We start from the raw sequence: 15,519 nt of genomic DNA, 5'->3' as shown, positions 1-15,519 counted from the left end.
CTCGGGAGGCCCGCACCGGGCCTCCCGAGCATCTACGCTGAAATGACCATGACCTCCTATCTCCTCCGCCGCACCGCCTTCCTCGTGGTGTCTCTGTTGCTGGCGATGGTCGTGCTGTTCTTCCTGCTGCGCGTGCTGCCGGGCGACCCGGCCAACGCCCTGCTGTCGGCCAGCGCGACGCCGGACCAGATCAAGGCGGCGCAGGAACAGGTGGGCAGCAACCTCCCGCTGCCCGAGCAGTTCGCGAACTGGTTCGGCTCGCTGCTCACGCTGAACCTGGGGCAGTCGTTCATCACGTCGCTCCCGGTGGGGCCGGAGATCGCCTCGCGGCTGGCGGTCACCATCCCGCTCACCCTCCTGTCGTTCGTGCTCGCTCTCGCGCTGGCGCTGCCGATCGGGTTCGTCGCCGCCTGGAAGGCCGACCGCTGGTACGGGCTCGTGCTGTCCGCCTTCTCGCAGCTCGGCATCGCCGTCCCCGTGTTCTGGGTGGGCATCCTGCTCGTGGACGCGTTCGCGGTGAACCTGCGCTGGTTCCCGTCCGGCGGGTTCCCGCGCGACGACTGGGCCGATCCCGCGTCGGCGCTGCAGTCGCTCGCGCTGCCGGTCATCACGATCGCCATCGTGATGAGCGCCTCCATCTCGCGGTACGTGCGAAGCGCGACGCTCGACGTCATCGGCAGCGACTACCTGCGCAACGCCCGCGCGCTCGGCTCCGGATTCGGACGGGCGATGTGGCGGCACGGCCTGCGCAACGGCGCGGTGCCGGTCATCTCCATCCTCGGCATCGAGCTGGCGACGACCTTCCTCGGCGCCGTGGTGGTCGAGAGCGTCTACACGCTGCCGGGCCTGGGCAGCATGCTGCTCACGGCGATCCAGCAGCACGACTACCCGGATATCCAGGGCATCCTGTTCGTCTCGACGCTGCTGGTGCTGATTGTCGGCTTCCTCGCCGACATCGTGCAGCGGCTGATCGACCCGCGCCTGCGGCAGAGCATCTCGGGCAACCGATGAGCGCGGTGGTGCAGCAGGCGGCGCAGACGGCGCCGGATCCGCGGGAGCGGGCGCGCCGGCGTGCGCGGCGGTCGGTGACGCTCGGGATCGGCCTCGCCCTGGTGGGCATCGTGGTGCTCGTCGCCGCGCTCTCGTTCGTCTGGCTGCCGTTCGCGCAGGGCGACACGTCGGGAGGCCGACTGCAGCCGCCGGGCGGCGCGCACTGGCTGGGCACCGACCGCTTCGGACGCGACCTGACGACGCAGCTGATGATCGGCGCGCGCATCGCGCTCGCCGTCGGCGTCGGCGCGGTCGTGATCGGCGCCGTCATCGGCATCACGATCGGGATGCTGGCGGCCTTCGCGACGCGCTGGCTGGACGACACGATCTCGGCGGTGCTCGACATCATCATCGCCTTCCCCGTCCTCCTGCTCGCCATGCTCATCGTGGCCGCGCAGGGCGCCTCGCTCGGCACCGCCATCCTCGCCATCGGGCTGGCGATGTCGGCGGTGGTCGCCCGGCTCACCCGGGTGCTGTCCAAACGGGTGCTCGCCCAGCAGTACGTGACCGCGGCCCGCACGTCCGGCACGTCGTGGGGCGGGATCGTCGCCCGGCACGTCCTCCCCAACATCTGGCCGACACTCGGCGTCAACCTGGCCCTCCAGTTCGGCGTCGCCGTGCTTGCGGAGGCCAGCCTGTCGTACCTGGGCCTCGGTGCCCCGCCGCCCAACGCGTCGTGGGGCCGGCTGCTGCAGGAGGCGCAGGGGACGGTCGCGGTCGCGCCCGTCGGCGCCATCGCGCCCGGTGTCGCGCTCGTCGTCCTGGTGGTCGGCGTCAACCTGATCGCCGACGGCCTGCGCGACGTCGCCGACCCGACGCGGAGGAGGTCGCGATGATCCTCGACGTGCAGGACCTCGGCGTGACGGCCCGCGACGGGTCGCCGCTGGTGTCGGACGTCTCCTTCCGGCTCGACGCGGGGGAGCGGCTGAGCCTGATCGGCGAGTCCGGGTCGGGCAAGTCGCTGACCTCCTTCGCGATCACCGGTCTGCTGCCGGACGGGCTGACGGCGACCGGGAGCGTCGAGCTCGCCGGCGTCCAGGTGGTCGGCACGAAGGAGCGGGCGCTGGTTCCGCTGCGCGGGCGCACGGCGTCGACGGTCTTCCAGGAGCCGCTGACCGCGCTCGACCCGCTGATGCGCCTCGGCGCGCAGGTGGCGGAGCCGCTGCGCAGGCACCTCGGGCTGCGTGGCGCCGCACTGCGCGACGCCGTCCACGCGGCGCTGGCGGAAGTGCGCCTCCCCGACCCGGAACGGATCGCACGCGCGTACCCGCACGAGATCTCCGGAGGCCAGCGTCAGCGCGTGGCCATCGCCGCGGCCCTCGCCTGCCGGCCCCAGCTCCTCATCGCCGACGAGCCGACGACCGCGCTCGACGTGACCGTGCAGGCCGACATCCTCGCGCTCATCGACTCCCTCGTGACCGAGCGCGGGATGGCGCTGCTGTTCGTCAGCCACGACCTCGCGGTCGTCTCGCGGATGACGGAGCGCGCGCTGGTGCTGCGTGCCGGGCGCGTGGTCGAGGAGAGCACGATCGAGCGCATCCTCACCGCCCCCGCCGACCCGTACACGGCCGAGCTCGTCCGCAGCGCGCGCGAGCTGGACGCCGCCCTGGAGGTGCGATGACCGCCGTCCTCGAACTCCGCGACGCGGGCTTCCGCTACCGCCGGTCGACCGCCCCGGCGCTGGAAGGCGTGTCCTTCGCCGTCGAGCCCGGCCGCAGCGTCGGCCTGGTGGGGGAGTCCGGCGCGGGCAAGACCACCCTGCTCTCGCTGCTCCTCGGGCTCGCGAGTCCGACCTCCGGGAGCGTGCTGTTCGACGGGAGGCCGCTGGACCGCGGCGACCGGGCGCTGATGCGGGAGTTCCGCCGCAGCGTGCAGACGGTGTTCCAGGACCCGTACTCGTCCCTCGACCCGCGCCAGAGCGTCGGCAGGATCGTCGCCGAACCGCTCGCGTCGCTCCGGATCGCCTCCGGCGCCGACGCCCGGTCGCGCGTCGCGGAGGCCCTGCGCGCGGTCGCCCTGCCGGAGGACGCGGCGGGCCGCTACCCGCACGAGTTCTCCGGCGGCCAGCGGCAGCGCATCGCCATCGCCCGCGCGATCGTCTCGCGCCCGCGCGTCCTCCTCGCCGACGAGCCGGTCAGCGCGCTCGACGTGACCACGCGCATCCAGATCATCGAGCTGCTGGGCGAGCTCGCGGCTCAGGAGGGGATGACCGTGGTGATGGTGTCGCACGACCTCAGCGTGGTCGCGACGCTCTGCGAGCAGACCGTCGTGCTGCGCTCCGGCCGGGTGGTGGAGCAGGGCGCGACGAGGGAGGTGCTCGGCGCGCCGCGGGATGCGTACACACAGCGCCTCATCGCGTCGGTGCCGCGGCTGCCGGTCTGAGCAGCGGTGCCCTCCTGAGCCCCGCTCGACCGCGCCTCCCGGCGACTAGGCCCGCGGCCACACCGGCAGCACGTCCCGCTTCCACGTCGCGTTCGTGACGCCCGCCCACGAGGTGTAGAGCGCGACCGCGGCCGTCGCCAGTCCCAGCCAGCCGCCGGTCTGCGTCGCTCCCACCGCTCCCGCCAGGTCCCCGATCGTCAGTGCCACGAACGTCAGGGTCAGCAGCACGAACACCGTGAGGGTCGCCCCGTTGGTCTTCGCCGCGGCGACCGTCATCAGCGCCGTGAAGATCGTCCACGCCAACAGGAAGAAGCCGACGCCGATGGAGCCGGCGTCCTCCGCCAGGCCCGGGGCGGTGCGCAGCCACCAGAACGACAGCCAGAAGGCGCCGTACGACGTGAACGCGGTGGCTCCGAACGTGTTGCCGCGCGCGAACTCCCACAGTCCCGCCGCGAACTGCGTCAGGCCGCCGTAGAACAGCGCCATCGCGACGGCCGTCGCTCCTGCCTCGCCGACCAGGCCCGCGTTGGCGAGGCTCAGCAGCATCGTCGTCAGCGCGAACGCGGCGAGGCCGAGCGGGCCGGGATCGGCGACCTCGGCGCGGGCCGGCGCCGTCGCCGGGGTCGTGGGGTGGGCGATGGTCCGCTCGGCGGTTGCGCTCATGCTGTGCACTCCTTCGTACGAGGTCGGCCGGAAAGGCCTTCCCTCGACATTAGAATGCCAGATCGCAGATTGCAAACACCTATTGTCAGTCCAGGCCGAGCTTCTTCCGCAGCGAGGCGACGTGGCCGGTGGCCTTCACGTTGTAGAGCGGCAGCCGCACCGTACCGTCCGGGTCCAGCACGAAGGTGGAGCGGATGACGCCGGTGACCGTCTTGCCGTAGAGCTTCTTCTCGCCGTAGGCGCCGTACGCGTTGTGGACCGCGAGGTCCTCGTCCGACAGCAGCGGGAAGTTCAGGCGCTCCTGCTCCTGGAACTCCTTGTTCTTGGCCGGGGCGTCCTTCGAGATGCCGATGACCTTGTAGCCGCTGGAGGCGAGGGAGTTGAGGTTGTCGCGGAAGTCGCAGGCCTCGGTGGTGCAGCCCGGCGTCATCGCGGCCGGGTAGAAGTAGACGATCACGTTGTCGCCCGAGAAGTCGGCGAGCGAGACGGGCTTGCCGTCCTGGTCCTGGAGGGTGAACGCGGGTGCGGGCTGTCCCGCTTCGAGTCGAACGTCAGTCATGCTCCCCATTCTGCCGCCTCCCGCCGAGGGGCACGTAAACGCCCCTAAAACGTCGTTTTGAGGGCGTTTACGTGCCCTTCGGCGCCTGGTGGGCGGGGGCGAAGGTGGCGAGGAGCCGCTGCAGCGAGTCGAGGCGGGCGCGGCCGGTCTCGCCGAGCCGGCCCTCCTCGACGGCCTCGATGATCGCGCAGTCCGGCGCGTCCGGGAGGTGCGTGCAGCCGCGCGGGCAGTCCTCGGCGATCGCGGCCAGGTCGGTGAACGCCTTCAGGATGCTCGCGGTGTCCACGTGGCCGAGCCCGAACGACCGCACGCCGGGGGTGTCGATGACCCAGCCGTGGCCGTCCGCGTTCTCCACCCGCAGCGACACCGTCGAGGACGACGTGTGCCGTCCGCGCCCGGTCACCTCGTTGACATGGCCGGTCGCGCGCTTGGCGCCCGGCACCATCGCGTTCACCAGGGTGGACTTGCCGACGCCGGAGTGGCCGACCACCACGGTGTCGTGACCGACGAGCGCCGCCTTGATCTCGTCCACCGGGATGTGGTCCTCCCGGCTCGTGAACACCGGGAGGTCGAGCCCGGCGAAGTTCTCCAGGAACGGCGCGGGGTCGGCGAGGTCGATCTTGGTGACGCACAGCATCGGCTCGATCCCCGCGTCGTACGCGGCGACCAGGTAACGGTCGACCAGCCGGGTGCGCGGCTCGGGGTTCGCCGCGGCCACCACGATGAGCATCTGGTCGGCGTTGGCGACGATGACGCGCTCGACCTCGTCGGTGTCGTCCGCGCTGCGGCGCAGCAGGGTGGAGCGCGGCTCGATGCGCACGATGCGGGCGAGCGTGCCCTCCTCGCCGGTGGTGTCGCCGACGACGGCCACGCGGTCGCCGGTCACGATCGGCTTGCGCCTCAGCTCGCTCGCGCGTGCCGCGGTGACCTGGCGCTCGTCGGCGGTGTCCTCGTTCAGCAGCACGGTGTAACGGCCGCGGTCCACGCCGAGGACGCGCGCGATCTCCGCGTCGGCGTGCTCCGGCCGGGTCTTGGTGCGCGGACGGTTCCCCTTGGGGTTCGGCCGGGAGCGGATGGCCGACTCGTCGTAGAGGTCGTACTCGTCGTCCTCGTCGTCGTCATCCGACCACCACGACATCTACGCCGCCGCGCCTTCGGCCAGCATCCGGGTCCAGAGCTGCGGGAACTGCGGCAGGGTCTTGGCGGTCGTCGCGATGTTCTCGATCTCCACGCCGGGGACGACCAGGCCGACGATCGCGCCGGTGGTCGCCATCCGGTGGTCCTCGTAGCTGCGCCAGACGCCGCCGGTCAGCGGGCGCGGCTCGATGCGGAGTCCGTCCTCCAGCTCGGTCACGGCGCCGCCGAGGCCGTTGAGCTCGGCCGCGAGGGCAGCGAGCCGGTCGGTCTCGTGGTGGCGGATGTGGCCGATGCCGGTGATCTCGCTCGGGCCGTCGGCGAACGCCGCGATGGCCGCGATCGCCGGGACCAGCTCGCCGCCGGTGGAGAGGTCGATCGAGACCGGCCGGATGCGCTCCGGGCCGGTCACGGTGAGGCGGTCGCCGTCCTTCGTCACGGTCGCGCCGAACAGCGGCAGCAGGTCGGCGAGGTCGGCGCCCACCTGGGTGGTCGACTCGGGCCAGCCGGTGATGGTGACGGAGCCGCCGGTGACGACAGCGGCCGCCAGGAACGGGGCCGCGTTGGACAGGTCGGGCTCGATGTCGACGTCACGCGCGCCGATGGCGCCGGGCCGGACGATCCAGCGCCCGACCTCCGGCGACTCCACCGGCACGTCGCGCGCGGCGAGGGCCGCGATGGTCATCTCGATGTGCGGGAGGCTCGGGAGGCGCTCGCCGGAGTGCGTCAGGTCGAGACCCTCCTCGAACCGGCTCCCCGACAGCAGCAGCGCGCTGACGAACTGGCTGGAGCTGGACGCGTCGATCCCGATGGCGCCGCCCTGGACCGTCCCGGTGCCGTGGACGGTGAACGGGAGGGCGCCGCGGCCGTCGTCGTTCACGTCGACGCCGAGCGCGCGCAGCGCCGCGATGATCGCGCCCATCGGCCGGCCGCGCGCCGAGTCGTCGGCGTCGAACATGGTCGGCCCGAGCGCGAGGCCGGCGAGCGGCGGCACGAAGCGCATGACCGTTCCCGCCTGGCCGCACTCGATGGTGGTGCTGCCGAGCAGCTCCTCCGCCGGCGTGATCAGGAAGTCGCTGCCGAACTCGCTCTCGCCCGGCTGCTCGACGATGGAGACGCCGAGCGCGCGCAGCGCCTCCACCATGTTCGCGGTGTCGCGGGAGTGCAGCGGCGCGCGCAGCAGCGAGGGGCCGTCGGCGAGGGCGGAGAGCACCAGCTCGCGGGCGGTCAGCGACTTGGAGCCGGGCAGCGAGACGGAGGCCGTGACGGGGCCGCCTGCGACGGGCGCAGGCCACAGCGTGTTCGGCTCCTCGGCGCGGTTGTCGCCGTACGGATCGAAGTCGGGGGCGGAATATTTCGAGATGAGCATTGTTGTCAAGGGTATCCGTGATCGAGCCCGAAGGAAGGACCGGCCCGTGCCCGCAGCCAGCGCTGTCCTCGACGCCCCGCGCACCCGTGCGCTGGCGCCGTCGAGGGTCCGGCCCTCCCGCCGGGTCGCTCGGCGGTCGTCGCAACTAGACTGGCCCCTGATGAGCACCGAAACCGAGGACAAGGGCGCACTGTTCGAAGAGCAGGCGCTTCCCTTCATGGACCAGCTCTACGCGGCCGCCCTGCGCATGACGCGCAACCCGGCGGACGCCCAAGACCTGGTCCAGGAGACGTACGTCAAGGCGTATGCCGCCTTCGCGCAGTTCCAGCAGGGCACGAACCTGAAGGCGTGGCTGTACCGCATCCTCACCAACACGTTCATCAACACCTATCGCAAGAAGCAGCGCGAGCCGTATCAGGGGACGATCGACGAGCTCGAGGACTGGCAGCTCGGAGGCGCGGAGTCGACCACCGCATCCTCCAGCCGCTCGGCCGAGGCGGAGGCGATCGACCACCTGCCCGACAGTGCCGTCAAGGACGCGCTGCAGGCCATCCCGGAGGACTTCCGGCTGGCCGTCTATCTCGCCGATGTCGAGGGATTCTCCTACCAGGAGATCGCCGACATCATGAAGACCCCGATCGGCACCGTCATGAGCCGCCTCCACCGCGGCCGCCGGATGCTCCGGGAGCTTCTGACCGACTACGCGCACGAACGCGGGCTCTCAGCGGTCCAGAGCCCGGCCGTGCAGACCACCAGGAGAACGAAATGACCGACTGCGGCTGTGACAAGGCGAAAGCCGAACTCGAGGAGTACCTGCGCAACGAGCTCTGCAACGAGGATGCTGCAGACGTGCGCGAGCACCTCGCGAACTGCGACGGCTGCTCCAGCGAGGCGCACCTGAACGTCGTGCTCACCGAGGTGGTGCAGCGCGCGTGCAAGGAGACGGCGCCGGAGACGCTGCGGACCGAGGTGCTGCTGCGCATCCGGTCGTTCCAGGCGTCGGTGCACTGAGGGCGCTCAGGGGCTGAGCTCAGGCGATCGACCTCGGCACCTCGTGCAGGAAGAACAGCCCGCCCAGCGGGTCGGTGACCTGCGCGAACCGCCCGAACTCGCTGTCCCAGGGGTCGCGGATAGCCGTGCCGCCGAGCTCGACCACGCGGGCGACGGCCGCCGCCGCGTCCTGGACGCCGAAGTACACGACCCAGTGCGACGGGACATCCGGCGGCAGCATCCCGTCCGCGTCGAACACCCCGCCGCTCGGTGAGTCGGGGTCGCCGAAGGTCTCGTAGCGGAAGTCCGCGGTGTCGCCGAGAACGGTCGTCCTCCAGCCGAACACGCGCTTGTAGAACTCGACTTGCTCGGCGTAACTGCGCGCGTACAGCTCGTGCCAGGACAGCCCGCCCACCTCGGCCACGAGCTCGAAGCCGCGGTGCTGCTCCGGCTCCCAGAGCCCGACGACCGCTCCGCCGGGGTCGGCCACGACGGCGAGCCTGCCCTGGTCGCCGACCGCCATCGTGGGGGAGAGCACCTGCGCCCCGGCATTCGCGGAGGCCCGCTCGCCGGCCGAGGCGTCCTCGACGAGCAGATAGGTCAGCCACGCGTTCGGCCGTTGGCCCTCCATCGCCTCGCCCATCCCGGCGACGAGGTGCCCGTCGCGGCGGAAGGTCACGTAGCCGCCGTACTCGCCGCCGCCGGTCTCCGCGGTCCAGCCGAACAGCGACGTGTAGAACTCCTGGGCGCGCGGGAGGTCGGTGGCGGCGTAGTCCACCCAGCAGGGCTCACCCAGGCGGTGCGTGGTCACGACGGTCATGGCGTCAACCTACGCCCGTACGCGCGCAGCTCGCGACCGTGCACGGTGATCGCGTAGATGACGACGAGGTCGAGCGCGAACACGATGATCGACCACCACGGCTGCGCCGGAAGCGACAGCAACTGGCTCACGGCGTTGACGGCGACCACGATCACCGCGAAGACCCGCGCCCAGGTGCGACCGTTCGCCAGTGCGATTCCCGCGGCGACGAGCACCATGCCGATCAGGAGGTGCCACCACCCCCACAGCGAGACGTAGTAGACCGTCGTGCCCTCGCTGGTCGTGAAGTACTGGCTCGCGGGCAGGAGGATCGCGAGGATCCCGAACAGGATCTCGATCGCGCCGCTGATCAGGATCACGATGGCGGCGAACCAGCCCCAGCCGATCCACGCGGTCTGTCGTTCGTCGCTCATGGCAGCCTCCCCGGTCGGCCACACGGTACAACGACGCTCGTCGCCGCGACAATGCCGTTCAGGCGGTGGCAGGCTCCGCGGCCGTGCGCGGCAGCAGCAGCGCCGCGATCAGCCCTGTCGCCCCGAGCACGGCGACCACCGCCATCGCGATGCCGTACGCCTCGCCTCCGCGCTGCAGGTTCGCCACCAGGATGGTGCCGGCGATCGCGGTGCCGAAGGTCGAGCCGAGGTTGGAGACGCTGCGCGAGAGCCCGGAGATCTCGCCCTGGACCCGCTCGGGGAACGCCGACTGCACCACGTTCACCGATGGCGTCAGCATGAGGCCGAGGCCGGCGCCGATCAGGAACAGCCCGGGCACGAACGGCCAGCCTCCCGTGGTCCCCGCCGCGAGCCAGATGAGCAGGACCACCCCCGGCACGCAGAGCACGAAGCCGGTGACGATCAGCCCGCGCTGCGAGAACCGGCGCGCCAGCCTCCCGGCGAGCAGGGAGGTCAGGAGCAGCCCGACCGTCGCCGCGGTGAAGATCACGCCGGTCTGGATGGCGTTGTAGCCGCGCACCACCTGGAGGTACGCCGACACCGTGAACGAGGTCCCCATCAGGATGACCCACTGCAGGTTCTGGGTGATCAGCGCGAGGTTCGACACCCGCACCCGGAACAGGCTCGTGGACAGCAGCGGCGCCTTCCCGGTCCGCTCGCGCCGGCGCACCCAGAGGAAGAACCCCACCAGGATCGCGACCCCGGCGAGCACGAGCACGATCATCAGCGGCACGCTCGTGTCGGCGGCGAGGATCCCCATCACCAGCACGAACAGGCCCAGCGCCGACAGGATCGCCCCCACGGTGTCGAACGGCCGCGACGGGTCGGCGGGCAGCGGGTCGGTGAGCGACCGGCTCAGCAGCAGGATCACCACGATCACGAGCGCCTGGAAGACGAACGCCGCCCGCCAGCTGATCCCGGTCGTGATCAGTCCGCCGATGAGCGGGCCCGCCGCGGCGCCGACCCCGCCCATCCCGCTGATGATGCCGAACGCGACCGCGCGGGTCGGGATGTCCGGCAGGCAGATCGTGGTGAGGATGTAGACCGGCGGGATGAGCATGGCCGTGCCGATGCCCTCCAGCAGCGAGTTGCCCAGGATCACGGCCCACAGGCCCGGCGCGAACGCCGTGACGAGCGCGCCGACCCCGTAGACGATCAGCCCGATGACGAAGCTCCGCTTGCGGCCGATGTTGTCGGTCAGCTTGCCCATCGGGATCATCAGGGCCGCCATCGTGAGCAGGAACAGCGTGATGCTGATCTGGATGCCCTGGACCGTCGTGCCCAGATCGCGCGACATGTCGTTGATCATCACGTTCATGTTCGAGCCGGCGAAGCTGCAGATGAACTGCGCCAGCGCCAGCGGTGCGATGATGCGGCGGATGGTGGCCTGCGAGGCCGCTGCGGTCGTTCCGGTCATGTCGGCTCCCGGGGTCTGCTCGTTCGCTGCTTCGGCCGGATGCTACTGCGCCGGGATCGGCCGGTGCAATCGGGGTTGCCGCCGCCGGAAGGACCGGGTTAGGGTGCGGCCGTCCGGGGTCGCCGGCGCCGCTCGGTGTCGGCCGGCCGGAGCCGAGAGGGGACATCATGCCTGCACCGTTCCGAGGCCGGATCGACCTGGACATCCGCGACTCGGAGCCCGACTGGGCGCCGTTCGAGGCGCCGAAAGCACCGGACGGCTCGCCCAACGTCGTCCTCATCGTGCTGGACGACGTCGGGTTCTCGGCGATGAGCTGCTACGGCGGCCCGATCGACACGCCCAACATCGACCGTCTCGCCGACTCCGGCGTGCGGTTCACACAGTGGCACACGACCGCGCTGTGCTCGCCGACGCGCTCCGCCCTGCTGACCGGGCGCAACCACACCCGCAACTCGATGGCGTGCATCACGGAGGCCGCCACCGGCTTCCCGAACGCGAGCGGCACCATCCCGCAGGAGAACGGGATGATCTCGCAGATCCTCGGGGAGCAGGGCTGGAACACCTACATCGTCGGCAAGTGGCACCTGTGCCCGTCGGACGAGATGAACCTCGCCTCCACCCGGCGCAACTGGCCGACCGGGCGCGGCTTCGAGCGGTTCTACGGCTTCCTCGGCGCCGAGGTGAACCAGTGGTACCCGGACCTCGTCTACGACAACCACCCCGTCCACCAGCCGGCCTCGCCGGAGGAGGGCTACCACCTCACCGTCGACCTCACGGACAAGGCCATCCAGTTCATCGGCGACGCGAAGGCGCTCGCGCCGGACAAGCCGTTCTTCCTCTACTACGCGCCCGGCGCCGCGCACGCGCCCCACCACGCGCCGAAGGAGTGGATCGAGAAGTTCGCCGGGCGCTTCGACGGCGGCTACGAGGCGATCCGGGAGGAGATCCTGCAGCGGCAGATCGCGCTCGGGCTGGTACCGGAGGGCACCGAGCTGCCGCCGATCAACCCGATCGGCACGCCGGAGACCCGCAGCGGTCCCGACGGGCAGCCGTTCCCGGCGCTGGACGTGACCAAGCCGTGGGACTCGCTCGGCGACGACGAGAAGCGGCTCTACGCGCGCATGGCGGAGGTTTACGCCGGCTTCCTCGCCCACGCCGACGACCAGATCGGCCGGCTGCTCGACTACCTGGAGGCGTCGGACATCCTCGACGACACCCTGATCGTGCTGGTCTCCGACAACGGCGCGAGCGGCGAGGGCGGCCCGGAGGGCTCGGTCAACGAGAACAAGTTCTTCAACGGCATCCCGGACAGCCTGGAGGAGAACCTCGCCATGCTGGACGAGCTCGGCGGACCGAAGACCTACAACCACTACCCGAACGGCTGGGCGATGGCCTTCAACACCCCGTTCAAGATGTGGAAGCGCTACGACTACAACGGCGGGACGGCCGACCCCTGCATCATCTCCTGGCCGAAGAGACTCGGCCACGGCGGCGAGCTGCGGCACCAGTACCACCACGCGGTCGACATCGTGCCGACCATCCTCGACCTGCTGGAGGTGGAGGTCCCCGAGCAGATCGGCGGCCACGTGCAGTCCCGGATGGACGGGGTGAGCATGCGTTCGGCCGTCGCGGACGCCGACGAGCCCACGACGCGGCGGACCCAGTTCTACGCGATGCTCGGCTCCCGCTCGATCTGGCACGACGGCTGGAAGGCGGTGTCGAACCACCCGGTGCTCAGCGGCTGGAGCCGGTTCAACGACGACACCTGGGAGTTGTACCACACCGACGTCGACCGCTCGGAGCTCCACGACCTGGCCGCCGAGCACCCGGACAAGGTGCGGGAGCTGGTCAACCTGTGGTTCGCGGAGGCCGGAGCCAACCAGGGATTCCCGCTGGACGACCGCTCGGCGATCGAGATCCTGCTGACACCGCGCCCGACGCTGACGAGCCCGCGCGACCGCTACGTCTACCGGGTGGGCGGGGCGGAGATCCCGGAGGCGCAGGCCGTCAACATCCGCAACCGGTCGTACGCGATCGGTGCGCTCGTGGACCTGCCGGCTCCGGGAGCCCAGGGGGTGCTCTTCGCCCACGGCGCGCGGTTCGGCGGCCACACCCTCTACCTCAAGGACGGGAGGCTGCACTACGTCTACAACTTCGTCGGCAGCCTGGAGCAGCGCATCGACGCGACCGAGGACGTCCCTACCGGCGAGAACCTCATCCTGTCGGCCGCGTTCGAGAAGGACGGCGAGGAGGCGCCCGGCCTGGCGACCGGCAGCCTGAGCCTGTACTACGGCGACCGCAAGGTGGGCGAGGGCCGCATCAAGACGCAGCCCGGCTACTTCTCGCTGAGTGGGGAGGGCCTCTGCGTCGGGTACGACGGCGGCGAGCCGGTGACCGACGACTACCCGGGCGAGCGGCCGTTCCGGTTCACGGGCGGCACGCTGCACCGCGTGGTCGTGGATGTCAGCGGCGACCCGTACCTCGACCTGGAACGGCAGGCGGCCGCGATGCTCGCGCGGGAGTAGCGGGCCGGCAGTCGGGCGCTCCCGCTACGGTGGCCGCATGGCCATCGACGACTTCCGTATCCAGGTGCCCGACGACGTCCTCGCAGACCTGAGGGGCCGCCTCGCCCGCACCCGCTACCTGCGCTCGCCCCGGTCCAGCTGGGAGGGCGGCCCCGGCGGGGAGGAGCTGCGTGCGCTGGTCGACGGCTGGCTGGCGTTCGACTGGCGCGCCGAGGAGGAGCGGCTGAACGCGGTGGAGCAGCACGTCGCCACCGTCGCCGGTCACCGCCTGCACTTCGCGCGCGTGCGCGGCACAGGGCCGGGGCCGCACACCCCGCTTCTGCTCCTGCACGGCTGGCCGAGCGCGTTCGCCGAGTACCTCCCGCTCGCGAGCCTGCTCTCGGAGTCGTTCGACGTGATCGTCCCGTCGCTGCCCGGGTTCGTGTTCTCCGAGGCGCTGGAGCCGCCGCTGACCCGGCGCGCGATCGCCGACGCGCTGCACGGGCTGATGACCGAGGCGCTCGGCTTCGAGCGCTACGCGACGTTCGGCGGCGACATCGGCGGGGGAGCCTCCACCTGGCTCGGCGTCGACCACCCGGACAGCCTGGTCGGCATCCAGCTGCTGAGCGGCCCGTTCCCGGAGGGCGACCCGGTGGACGATGACGAGGCCCGCTACCTCGCCGCGCTGGACGAGTACGACCGGCTGGACGGCGGCTACAGCGAGATCATGCTCACGCGTCCCGACACCATCGCGGCGGCGCTGAACGACTCCCCGGCCGGGCTGCTGGCCTGGATCGCCGACAAGTGGCACGACTGGATCGACGACCGGGAGGACGGCGCCTGGCAGCGCGTGGTCGACTCCGGCATCCTCTACACGATCGCGACGCTGTACTGGACGACGGAGAGCATCGGGACGTCCTTCCAGCAGTACTACGACTACGGGCAGAACCCGCCCCGGCCGCCGATCGCGGCGCCGGTGGGGGTCTACCTCGGGCGTGAGCCGGGGTTCGCCGGCTTCCCGCGCACACTGGCGGAGCGGGCCGCGCCCGGGCTGCGCGAGTTCGTGCCGGCGCCGGCGGGAGGACATTTCGCCGGGTTCGAGCACCCGGAGGCCGCTGCGGACGCGATCCGCGGCTTCCACGCGCGGCTGCGCGGCGACGGATGATGGGGCGTCAGACCGAGGTTAGGAACGACGAGACGATGTCGAGCGAGCCGGGGACGATCCGGTAGTACGCCCAGGTGCCGCGCTTGCTGCGGCTGAGGTAGCCGGCATCCGCCAGGATCTTGAGGTGGTGGGACACCGTGGGCTGGGAGAGGTCGAGCGGTTCGGTCAGGTCGCACACGCAGGCCTCGCCGTCCTCGTGAGCCGCGACCATCGAGAGCAGCCGGAGCCGCGCCGGATCGGCCAGCGCCTTCATCGCCCGGGCGACCGAGACGGCGTTCTCCTCGCTGATCACCTCTTTCGTGATCGGCGCGCAGCACGCTTGGAGGTCGCGCAGGGGGAGGAGCTCGGTGATCGCCATAGTCCGATCTTCCTCGATACATTGACAAACGTCAATGTAGTTGTTCATCCTTGGTTCATCGACAACCGTCGATGGAGAAGGGAGAATGAACATGGGTTGCTGCGACACGACCGAATGCCAGCCGCTGCCGGACGGCTCCTGCCCGCCGGACTGCTGCTGACACCACCGGGCCGTCGCCCGCGCGGCGGCCCACCACCCCCGAACCTGGAGAACCGGATGACCGACACCACCCCCACCGTCCTCTTCGTCTGCGTCCACAACGCCGGCCGCTCGCAGATGGCCGCGGGCTACCTGAGCGCCCTCGGCGGAGACCGCGTGCGGGTGCTCTCCGCCGGCTCCGAGCCCGCGGACCGCCTCAACCCGATCGCGGTGCAGGCGATGGCCGAGGAGGGCATCGACATCGCCGGGAACACTCCGGCGATCCTCACCACCGACGCGGTGAAGGAGTCGGACGTCGTCATCACGATGGGCTGCGGCGACACCTGCCCGATCTTCCCGGGCAAGCGGTACGAGGACTGGGACCTGACCGATCCGGCGGGGCGGCCGATCGAAGAGGTGCGGCCGATCCGGGATGAGATCAAGCAGCGCGTGGAAGCACTGGTCGCGGAGCTGCGCGGCTGACGGAGGAGATCAAGGCCGGCGCGACCGGAAAAAGC

Annotated in this window: 17 protein-coding genes; 9 read left to right on the top strand and 8 right to left on the bottom strand. The window is 71.0% G+C overall.

The features are described from left to right. Window positions 1-48: 48 nt before the first annotated feature. Genes ABCS02_RS16245 through ABCS02_RS16230 form a run of 4 tightly spaced genes read left to right on the top strand, consistent with a single transcriptional unit; the run spans window position 49 to window position 3,432 of the window. Entirely contained in the window at window positions 49-1,011 is a 963-nt protein-coding gene (locus ABCS02_RS16245; RefSeq protein WP_345836704.1) for an ABC transporter permease, read from the top strand. Further along, entirely contained in the window at window positions 1,008-1,886 is an 879-nt protein-coding gene (locus tag ABCS02_RS16240) for an ABC transporter permease (protein ID WP_345836703.1), read from the top strand. Before ABCS02_RS16245 ends, ABCS02_RS16240 begins: the two co-directional genes overlap by 4 nt. After that, on the top strand, window positions 1,883-2,671 hold the full coding sequence (locus ABCS02_RS16235) for an ABC transporter ATP-binding protein (RefSeq protein WP_345836702.1): 789 nt from the start codon (window positions 1,883-1,885) through the stop codon (window positions 2,669-2,671). The genes ABCS02_RS16240 and ABCS02_RS16235 overlap by 4 nt, the downstream gene beginning before the upstream one ends. Beyond that, window positions 2,668-3,432 carry an ATP-binding cassette domain-containing protein gene (locus tag ABCS02_RS16230; RefSeq protein WP_345836701.1) on the top strand — a complete coding sequence of 255 codons (765 nt, stop codon included), beginning with the start codon at window positions 2,668-2,670 and terminating at the stop codon, window positions 3,430-3,432. Before ABCS02_RS16235 ends, ABCS02_RS16230 begins: the two co-directional genes overlap by 4 nt. Window positions 3,433-3,477: 45 nt before the next feature. On the opposite strand, the gene ABCS02_RS16225 is transcribed toward ABCS02_RS16230, so the two are convergent. The 4 genes from ABCS02_RS16225 to aroA form a co-directional block, all read right to left on the bottom strand. Beyond that, window positions 3,478-4,095 carry an acetate uptake transporter gene (locus ABCS02_RS16225; protein WP_345836700.1) on the bottom strand — a complete coding sequence of 206 codons (618 nt, stop codon included), beginning with the start codon at window positions 4,093-4,095 and terminating at the stop codon, window positions 3,478-3,480. A gap of 85 nt (window positions 4,096-4,180) precedes the next feature. Continuing rightward, window positions 4,181-4,654, bottom strand: a complete 474-nt coding sequence (gene bcp, locus ABCS02_RS16220; protein ID WP_345836699.1) for a thioredoxin-dependent thiol peroxidase — start codon at window positions 4,652-4,654, stop codon at window positions 4,181-4,183. Between the two features lie 67 nt (window positions 4,655-4,721). Then, window positions 4,722-5,792, bottom strand: coding sequence for a ribosome small subunit-dependent GTPase A (gene rsgA / locus ABCS02_RS16215; protein WP_345836698.1), 1,071 nt, complete (start codon window positions 5,790-5,792; stop codon window positions 4,722-4,724). After that, window positions 5,793-7,157, bottom strand: coding sequence for a 3-phosphoshikimate 1-carboxyvinyltransferase (aroA, locus tag ABCS02_RS16210; protein WP_345836697.1), 1,365 nt, complete (start codon window positions 7,155-7,157; stop codon window positions 5,793-5,795). A 160-nt stretch (window positions 7,158-7,317) separates the two neighbouring features. Here aroA and ABCS02_RS16205 point away from each other — a divergent pair, with 160 nt between their 5' ends. Continuing rightward, on the top strand, window positions 7,318-7,926 hold the full coding sequence (locus tag ABCS02_RS16205) for a sigma-70 family RNA polymerase sigma factor (protein ID WP_345836696.1): 609 nt from the start codon (window positions 7,318-7,320) through the stop codon (window positions 7,924-7,926). Then, the gene (locus ABCS02_RS16200; RefSeq protein ID WP_345836695.1) at window positions 7,923-8,168 is read left to right on the top strand and encodes a zf-HC2 domain-containing protein; all 246 of its coding nucleotides are present in this window, start codon (window positions 7,923-7,925) and stop codon (window positions 8,166-8,168) included. Before ABCS02_RS16205 ends, ABCS02_RS16200 begins: the two co-directional genes overlap by 4 nt. A gap of 19 nt (window positions 8,169-8,187) precedes the next feature. Here the strand turns inward: ABCS02_RS16200 and ABCS02_RS16195 are convergent, their stop codons facing one another. From ABCS02_RS16195 to ABCS02_RS16185, 3 genes are read right to left on the bottom strand one after another with little or no spacing between them, the layout of a single operon-like run. Next, window positions 8,188-8,967, bottom strand: coding sequence for a VOC family protein (locus ABCS02_RS16195; protein WP_345836694.1), 780 nt, complete (start codon window positions 8,965-8,967; stop codon window positions 8,188-8,190). Continuing rightward, window positions 8,964-9,380, bottom strand: a complete 417-nt coding sequence (locus tag ABCS02_RS16190; RefSeq protein WP_345836693.1) for a hypothetical protein — start codon at window positions 9,378-9,380, stop codon at window positions 8,964-8,966. Before ABCS02_RS16190 ends, ABCS02_RS16195 begins: the two co-directional genes overlap by 4 nt. Window positions 9,381-9,438: 58 nt before the next feature. Next, window positions 9,439-10,836, bottom strand: coding sequence for an MFS transporter (locus tag ABCS02_RS16185; RefSeq protein ID WP_345836692.1), 1,398 nt, complete (start codon window positions 10,834-10,836; stop codon window positions 9,439-9,441). Window positions 10,837-11,003: 167 nt separating this feature from the next. Between ABCS02_RS16185 and ABCS02_RS16180 the strand changes: the two genes are divergently transcribed. Together ABCS02_RS16180 and ABCS02_RS16175 are read left to right on the top strand one after the other, a co-directional pair. Beyond that, window positions 11,004-13,361, top strand: coding sequence for an arylsulfatase (locus tag ABCS02_RS16180; protein ID WP_345836691.1), 2,358 nt, complete (start codon window positions 11,004-11,006; stop codon window positions 13,359-13,361). Between the two features lie 37 nt (window positions 13,362-13,398). Further along, entirely contained in the window at window positions 13,399-14,505 is a 1,107-nt protein-coding gene (locus ABCS02_RS16175; protein WP_345836690.1) for an epoxide hydrolase family protein, read from the top strand. 7 nt (window positions 14,506-14,512) lie between these two features. Here ABCS02_RS16175 and ABCS02_RS16170 read toward each other — a convergent pair whose 3' ends face one another. Then, on the bottom strand, window positions 14,513-14,863 hold the full coding sequence (locus ABCS02_RS16170; protein ID WP_345836689.1) for a metalloregulator ArsR/SmtB family transcription factor: 351 nt from the start codon (window positions 14,861-14,863) through the stop codon (window positions 14,513-14,515). Between the two features lie 216 nt (window positions 14,864-15,079). On the opposite strand from ABCS02_RS16170, the gene ABCS02_RS16165 reads away from it, so the two are divergent. Further along, a complete protein-coding gene (locus ABCS02_RS16165) occupies window positions 15,080-15,484 on the top strand; it encodes an arsenate reductase ArsC (protein ID WP_345836688.1) in 405 nt (134 codons plus the stop codon). Window positions 15,485-15,519 lie beyond the last annotated feature (35 nt).

Source organism: Microbacterium sp. X-17 (assembly GCF_039615055.1).
This window is presented reverse-complemented; position numbering and strand designations above follow the sequence as displayed.

Excerpts from the sequence above, each read along its gene's own strand:
- ABCS02_RS16245 (WP_345836704.1), top strand. The coding sequence starts at position 49 with ATGACCTCCTATCTCCTCCGCCGCACCGCCTTCCTCGTGGTGTCTCTG.
- ABCS02_RS16240 (WP_345836703.1), top strand. The coding sequence starts at position 1,008 with ATGAGCGCGGTGGTGCAGCAGGCGGCGCAGACGGCGCCGGATCCGCGG.
- ABCS02_RS16235 (WP_345836702.1), top strand. The coding sequence starts at position 1,883 with ATGATCCTCGACGTGCAGGACCTCGGCGTGACGGCCCGCGACGGGTCG.
- ABCS02_RS16230 (WP_345836701.1), top strand. The coding sequence starts at position 2,668 with ATGACCGCCGTCCTCGAACTCCGCGACGCGGGCTTCCGCTACCGCCGG.
- ABCS02_RS16225 (WP_345836700.1), bottom strand. The coding sequence starts at position 4,095 with ATGAGCGCAACCGCCGAGCGGACCATCGCCCACCCCACGACCCCGGCG.
- bcp (WP_345836699.1), bottom strand. The coding sequence starts at position 4,654 with ATGACTGACGTTCGACTCGAAGCGGGACAGCCCGCACCCGCGTTCACC.
- rsgA (WP_345836698.1), bottom strand. The coding sequence starts at position 5,792 with ATGTCGTGGTGGTCGGATGACGACGACGAGGACGACGAGTACGACCTC.
- aroA (WP_345836697.1), bottom strand. The coding sequence starts at position 7,157 with ATGCTCATCTCGAAATATTCCGCCCCCGACTTCGATCCGTACGGCGAC.
- ABCS02_RS16205 (WP_345836696.1), top strand. The coding sequence starts at position 7,318 with ATGAGCACCGAAACCGAGGACAAGGGCGCACTGTTCGAAGAGCAGGCG.
- ABCS02_RS16200 (WP_345836695.1), top strand. The coding sequence starts at position 7,923 with ATGACCGACTGCGGCTGTGACAAGGCGAAAGCCGAACTCGAGGAGTAC.
- ABCS02_RS16195 (WP_345836694.1), bottom strand. The coding sequence starts at position 8,967 with ATGACCGTCGTGACCACGCACCGCCTGGGTGAGCCCTGCTGGGTGGAC.
- ABCS02_RS16190 (WP_345836693.1), bottom strand. The coding sequence starts at position 9,380 with ATGAGCGACGAACGACAGACCGCGTGGATCGGCTGGGGCTGGTTCGCC.
- ABCS02_RS16185 (WP_345836692.1), bottom strand. The coding sequence starts at position 10,836 with ATGACCGGAACGACCGCAGCGGCCTCGCAGGCCACCATCCGCCGCATC.
- ABCS02_RS16180 (WP_345836691.1), top strand. The coding sequence starts at position 11,004 with ATGCCTGCACCGTTCCGAGGCCGGATCGACCTGGACATCCGCGACTCG.
- ABCS02_RS16175 (WP_345836690.1), top strand. The coding sequence starts at position 13,399 with ATGGCCATCGACGACTTCCGTATCCAGGTGCCCGACGACGTCCTCGCA.
- ABCS02_RS16170 (WP_345836689.1), bottom strand. The coding sequence starts at position 14,863 with ATGGCGATCACCGAGCTCCTCCCCCTGCGCGACCTCCAAGCGTGCTGC.
- ABCS02_RS16165 (WP_345836688.1), top strand. The coding sequence starts at position 15,080 with ATGACCGACACCACCCCCACCGTCCTCTTCGTCTGCGTCCACAACGCC.